Source organism: Floccifex porci (assembly GCF_009696175.1).
GTDB classification, from domain to species: Bacteria; Bacillota_I; Bacilli_A; order Erysipelotrichales; family Erysipelotrichaceae; genus Floccifex; species Floccifex porci.
This window is the reverse complement of sequence record NZ_VUMM01000025.1, coordinates 21620-28071: the sequence shown is the minus strand read 5'-3', so window position 1 is coordinate 28071 and position 6452 is coordinate 21620. Positions and strand designations below refer to the sequence as shown.

Below are 6452 nucleotides of genomic sequence, written 5' to 3'. Positions count from 1 at the left end.
GAATTCTTTTGGGAAAAATAGAAGAAAAAAAAGCCACAGCCCACAATTTATATGAAATGGGATTAGATTTGGATAAAATCGCAAAGGCTTTAGACAGTACTATCAATCAGGTCAAAGAATGGCTTTCCATTCATTAACAAATTTCAATTATGTACAAAGATAGTCAAAAATGACTATCTTTTATTTTTTAACTAATAATGCGATATTTTCAATTCCTGTTGTATAACAGAACATATCCACTGGCTGAATGATTTGGCATTCATATCCGTTCTGATCAAACACATTTAAATCTCTGCATAAACTATCCGGATTACAGGAAATATACACAATTCGATTGGGTTTTAATGTCACAATATCTTCAATTCCCTGTTTTGTCATTCCTTTTCGAGGCGGATCCACAAATAACACATCTATATTGTCATTTTTATGTTCATGCGCAAATTCTGTCGCATCCTGGCAAATAAAATCACAATTGGTAATGTGATTTAACTCTTTATTTTTATTGGCATTGTCTACTGCTTCTTTGACAATCTCTACACCCGTTACATGTTTTACATATTTAGATATAGCTAAGGCAATGGTTCCTGTACCTGAATATAAATCAATGCATCTTTCATCTTTTTTTAAATTGGCCAATTCAATAGCTTTCTGATATAAAATTTCCATTTGAATGGGATTGACCTGAAAAAAGGACTTAAAATGCAGTTGAATTTTATTTCCCATACATTCTTCGATAATAAAATCTCTGCCAGATAATATTTTATATTCTTCTCCTAAAATCACATTATCCTTTCTATTGTTGAAATTGAAAAGTATACTTGTGACCTTTGGAAAAGTATCCATCAACTGATTTGATAATTTTTGAAATTTGCTATCATCTCTACCAATAAAAACTACCTGACTTTCATTTTTAGAAGCACGAATGAATATATGCCTTAATTCTTTTGCCTGCTGGATCGATATATGACTTTGAAGCCACTGGTAAATATTGTTAATTTCTTTTGACTGAATTTTACATTCGTTACAGGAAACAATATCATTGGAATGTTTTCTGTAAAATCCCATTAATATTTGCCCATCTTTTACCTGTACAGGAAATTGAGCTTTATTTCGATAATATAAAGGATTTATAGATTCAATTGTATGTAACACCTGAATTTCTTCCTTTACATTTCGATGAAAAAGTTCTTTCATTTGTCTGGATTTCATTTCAATCTGATAAACATAATCTACATTCATATACTGACATCCACCACATGTTTTATAGGGACACAATGGTTTGATTCGATAATTAGAAGGCTGTATCAAATCCAGGATAATTCCAAATGCATAATTCTTTTTTACTTTTACAATTTTGATTTTACAAACTTCATCTTTTAATAAGTCTGGTACAAATACGACCTGATTCTCAATTTTTACAATTCCAGAACCCATTCGATTTTCATCTATACATGTAACAATATATTCTTCATTTTTTTTCATATATTCATTGTATCAAATTATTATTGATTGACAAATAAACATAAAACAATTAATATCATAGTATGCTATTTAATAGCTTGCTATGTAAAGGAGGCTTTATGTGTCAAAATCATTATGGGTTTTATTTCCATGTTATTTCACGTTTATTAAAAAGTATTATAGATGATACTTTAAAAAACTATGATCTTACTAAATCTCAAAGTGATATCATTCGATTTTTATGCACTCGAGAAAATGAAATCACAACACAAAAAGATATCGAAACCTATTTTCAGATTTCCAATCCAACCGTGACAGGTTTATTAAACCGTCTAGAACAAAAACAGTTTATTCAAAGAATGGATCATCCTTTTGACAAAAGGGCAAAACAGATCGTATTGACTCAAAAAGGATGGGAAGTTCATACAGCTGTTGAAAATCAGATTGAAGAAAATGAAAAAATACTTTTAGAGGGCTTCAGTGAAAGTGAAAAAGAAATCTATTTAGATTTTTTAAAAAAATCTCTAAACAATTTATCAAAGGAGGTAAAAAAATGTTAAAAACACTAGCTTCATACATTCAGGAATATAAAGTCCCTTCCTTTAAAGCTATGTTCTATGTCACATTGGAAGTCATTATGGAAGTCCTGATTCCCTATCTGATGTCCGATTTAGTGGATAAAGGAATTGCCAATGGGAATATGAATATCATTTTAAAAACAGGCTTATTTATGATCCTTGCTTCTATCTTTTCTTTGATTGCAGGAGCTTTAGGAGGAAAATATGCATCCATTGCTTCTTGTGGATTCGCAAAGAATTTAAGAAAAGCCGAATATAAACAAATTCAGGATTTTTCTTTTTCTGACATTGATCTATTCTCCACAGGAAGTCTGATTACACGTTTAACAACCGATGTGACCAATATTCAAAATACATATATGGCCATTATTCGTGCTTGTGTACGTTCTCCATTAATGCTGATTTTCGCATTGTTTATGACATTTAAAATCAATTCAAAACTGGCTTTTGTATTTGTATTTGCCATTCTATTTTTAAGTATTGTTTTATATTTTGTCAGTACAAGAGTACATCCTAAATTTAAAAAAATGTTTTCAAAAATTGATTGTATGAACTCTTCTGTACAAGAAAATATTACAGGTATTAGAGTGGTAAAATCTTTTGTTCGTGAAGATCATGAAAGAGAAAAATTTTCCCATACCAGTGATGAAGTCTTTAGCCTTCAAAGAAAAGCGGAAAAGCTTCTGATTTTAAACAGTCCTGCTATGCAGTTTAGTGTTTATGTCTCTATTCTCTTAATTTCCTGGTTTGGAGCTCATTTAATTGTTTCCGATTCTATGACTACAGGAGAGCTTCTTTCCATGTTTACTTATACCATCAATATTCTTATGTCTTTAATGATGTTGTCTATGAATATTGTAATGTTGACTATGTCCATTTCCAGTGCTCAGCGTATTGCACAAGTCATCAATCATAAAAGCACTCTTACCTCACCAGTAAACGGAGCTACCAAAATTGAGAATGGAACAATTGATTTTGAAAATGTATATTTCAATTATGGACATGCTGATGAAGGCTATGTACTGGAAAATTTTTCCGTTCATATCGACAGTGGTTCTACTTTAGGAGTACTTGGTGCCACAGGTTCTTCAAAATCCAGTTTTGTACAGCTGATTCCCCGTTTATATGATGTTTTATCTGGAAGTGTAAAAGTTGCTGGAAAAGATGTTCGTGAATATGACTTAAAAACATTACGTGATAATGTAGCTATGGTTTTACAAAAGAACGTACTGTTCTCTGGTACCATCAAAGAAAATATGCGCTGGGGAAATGAAAATGCAACGGATGAAGAAATCATGGAAGCTTGCAGACTGGCACAGGCAGATGAATTTATTCAGAAAATGCCTGATAAATATGATACTTATATTGAACAGGGCGGAAGCAATGTTTCTGGAGGTCAAAGACAGCGTTTATGTATTGCACGCGCTTTATTGAAAAAACCAAAAATCTTAATTTTAGATGATTCCACAAGTGCCGTTGATACAAAGACAGATGCTCTGATCCGTAATGCCTTTATGGAAAAAATACCGGATACAACGCGCATTATTATTTCTCAAAGAATTTCTTCGATTCAGGATGCGGATAAGATCTTAGTCATTGATGATGGAAAAGTACTGGCTCTTGGAAACCATGAAGAATTATTAAAAACATGTACACAATATAAAGAAACATATGAAGCTCAGCAGAAAGGAGGAGATTTTGATGAGCAATAAATCGGAATCTAAATTAAATAGTTTATCTCGTGTTTTAAAAGACATGATCGGTACTTATAAATTATTTTGTTTCCTTGTTTTTATTCTGATCATCTTTTCTTCTATTGCAGGAGTTATTGGAAATACCTTTATTAAAAACCTGGTAGACTCTTATATTGTTCCTATGTTATCTCAGGATGTTCCTGATTTTGGACCATTGACTCTGGCTTTGGGTAAACTGGCAATCATCTATTTAACCGGTATCTTAGCTACTTATCTTTGGAATCGTATTATGATTGAAATCGCTTTAGGAACTTTAAATAGTATTCGTAAGAAACTGTTTTTACATATGGAAGCCTTACCAATCAAATATTTTGATACACATGCACATGGAGATATCATGTCCGTCTATACAAACGATGTGGATACGCTTCGTCAAATGATATCACAGAGCATTCCTAACTTTTTATCTTCCATTATTACCATTATTGCCGTATCTGTATCCATGTTTATCATGAGTCCTTTATTGGCTTTTATCACTATCTTCTTTGGCTTACTTATGTTGTTTGTATCTAAATTTCTGATGAAAATATCTGGCAAATATTTCCATGATCAACAATATAAATTAGGTAAAGTGAATGGATTTATTGAAGAAATGATCGAAGGAACAAAAGTCATTAAAGTATTTACACATGAAGACAAATCCATTGAAGATTTTGATAAAATCAACGAAGAATTATGTTTTGCCAGCACCAATGCCAATACAATTGCGAATATATTAATGCCCATTTGCGGAAACTTAGGATATCTTTCTTATGTTGTAGTCGCTGTTGTAGGATCTTTGCTTGCCCTTCATGGTTTAGGTGGAGTTACAGTTGGTACCATTGTTTCTTTTGTTCAGTTGAATCGATCTTTTAATGGTCCGATTAATCAGATGTCCCAGCAGTTCAATTCCATTATCATGGCCAGTGCCGGAGCCAGACGTATTTATGATATTCTGGATGAAAAAGTGGAAGTGGATCAGGGTAAAGTTACACTGGTAAATGTAAAAGAAGAAGATGGAGAATGGATGGAATGCCAGGAGAATACTGGACATTGGGCATGGTCTCATCCTAGAGAAAACGGAAGTGTACAGCTTGTTCCTTTGCAGGGAGATGTTCGTTTTCATGATGTAACCTTTGGATACAATGAAAAGAAAACGGTACTACATAATATTTCTTTATTCGCAAAACCAGGACAGAAAATTGCTTTTGTCGGTGCGACCGGAGCTGGTAAAACAACCATTACCAATTTAATCAATCGTTTCTATGACATTCAGAAAGGCTCTATTACTTATGATGGAATTGATGTAAAATTAATCAAGAAAGATGATTTAAGAAAAAGTTTAGGAATTGTACTTCAGGATGTCAATTTATTTTCAGGGACCATTATGGACAACATTCGATATGGGAATCTGAATGCCAGCGATGAAGAATGCATTCAGGCCGCAAAACTGGCAAATGCACATGATTTTATCAAACATTTAGAACATGGATATTATACTGAAATCAAAGCTGGACAGGAAACCCTTTCTCAAGGACAGAAACAGCTGATATCCATTGCCAGAGCCGCTGTAGCCAATCCTCCCGTATTGATTTTAGATGAAGCTACTTCTTCTATTGATACACGTACGGAAAAAATTGTACAGGAAGGTATGGATAAACTGATGGAAGGACGTACTGTTTTTGTCATTGCCCATCGATTAAGTACCATTCAGAATTCCAATGCGATCATGGTTCTTGAAAATGGTCATATAATTGAAAGAGGAAATCACGAAGACCTTTTAAATCAAAAGGGGATGTATTATCATTTATATACAGGTTCTTTTGAAGAAAATGAATAAGGAGAAAAAAAGATGAATGAACAGACAAAACAAAAATTAATTCAACAAGGAAGAGACTTCCTTCATTATGATATTCATGGAGAAGATTTTGTATCCGATCAGGATAAAAAACTTCCTCAGCCTCCACTGGTAAAAGCACCTATGAGAAGTGAATCCATTGATCTTCCTGTAAACTTTGATGATCTGGATATGAATAATGATTTTAGAAGTGTGATCAATTTAAGAAAAAGCCATCGTATCTATACCGATGAAAACTTATCTTTACTACAATTGTCCTATTTATTATGGGCAACCCAAGGTATCAAATCCATTCGAGGAAAAAGCTATGCGACCATTCGTACCGTTCCTTCTGGTGGAGCCAGACATGGATTTGAAACGTATTTGATTGTCCGTAAAGTAGAGGGTTTAAAACCAGGTAAATACCATTATTTACCTATGGGCCATAAACTGGAATATTTAGGAGAAATCGATTCCATTGAAGAAGTCATCAATGACAGTTTATGTAAACAGGCATGGGCTAAAAAAGCATCGGTTGTCTTTTACTGGAGCATCGTTTGTTATCGAAACGAATGGAGATATGGAATCAATGCTCATCGTCCATTAACAATTGATGCCGGTCATGTTGGACAGAATTTATATCTGGCTTGTACAGCTTTGAACATTGGAACATGTGCCATTGCGGCTTATGACAATACCATCTGCGATCCTTTATTTGAACTGGATGGAAATGAAGAATTTATTATGTATACAGCTCCAGTAGGAACTGTATCCAAAAAAAACCAGGATAAAGAAGATGAAATCTATGCCTTTGTTAAAGAACAAGGCTTATAAAGCGAGAGA

General features: G+C 33.2%; 5 protein-coding genes. 4 read left to right on the top strand and 1 reads right to left on the bottom strand.

What is annotated here, in order from left to right:
- Positions 1 to 180: 180 nt before the first annotated feature.
- A complete protein-coding gene (gene rlmD / locus FYJ50_RS09350; protein ID WP_154461321.1) occupies positions 181 to 1482 on the bottom strand; it encodes a 23S rRNA (uracil(1939)-C(5))-methyltransferase RlmD in 1302 nt (433 codons plus the stop codon).
- A gap of 98 nt (positions 1483 to 1580) precedes the next feature.
- Here rlmD and FYJ50_RS09345 point away from each other — a divergent pair, with 98 nt between their 5' ends.
- The 4 genes from FYJ50_RS09345 to FYJ50_RS09330 are packed head-to-tail and all read left to right on the top strand — an operon-like array spanning position 1581 to position 6443.
- On the top strand, positions 1581 to 2021 hold the full coding sequence (locus tag FYJ50_RS09345) for a MarR family winged helix-turn-helix transcriptional regulator (protein WP_205946506.1): 441 nt from the start codon (positions 1581 to 1583) through the stop codon (positions 2019 to 2021).
- Positions 2015 to 3751 (top strand): ABC transporter ATP-binding protein, encoded by a 1737-nt coding sequence (locus FYJ50_RS09340; RefSeq protein WP_154461317.1) that lies wholly within the window; start codon positions 2015 to 2017, stop codon positions 3749 to 3751. The genes FYJ50_RS09345 and FYJ50_RS09340 overlap by 7 nt, the downstream gene beginning before the upstream one ends.
- Positions 3741 to 5612: an ABC transporter ATP-binding protein gene (locus FYJ50_RS09335; RefSeq protein ID WP_235900969.1), complete on the top strand. Its 1872-nt coding sequence runs from the start codon at positions 3741 to 3743 to the stop codon at positions 5610 to 5612. The genes FYJ50_RS09340 and FYJ50_RS09335 overlap by 11 nt, the downstream gene beginning before the upstream one ends.
- Positions 5613 to 5624: 12 nt before the next feature.
- Entirely contained in the window at positions 5625 to 6443 is an 819-nt protein-coding gene (locus FYJ50_RS09330) for a SagB/ThcOx family dehydrogenase (RefSeq protein ID WP_154461313.1), read from the top strand.
- Positions 6444 to 6452 lie beyond the last annotated feature (9 nt).

Coding starts and splice junctions, on each gene's coding strand:
- rlmD (WP_154461321.1), bottom strand. CDS start 1,482: ATGAAAAAAAATGAAGAATATATTGTTACATGTATAGATGAAAATCGA.
- FYJ50_RS09345 (WP_205946506.1), top strand. CDS start 1,581: ATGTGTCAAAATCATTATGGGTTTTATTTCCATGTTATTTCACGTTTA.
- FYJ50_RS09340 (WP_154461317.1), top strand. CDS start 2,015: ATGTTAAAAACACTAGCTTCATACATTCAGGAATATAAAGTCCCTTCC.
- FYJ50_RS09335 (WP_235900969.1), top strand. CDS start 3,741: ATGAGCAATAAATCGGAATCTAAATTAAATAGTTTATCTCGTGTTTTA.
- FYJ50_RS09330 (WP_154461313.1), top strand. CDS start 5,625: ATGAATGAACAGACAAAACAAAAATTAATTCAACAAGGAAGAGACTTC.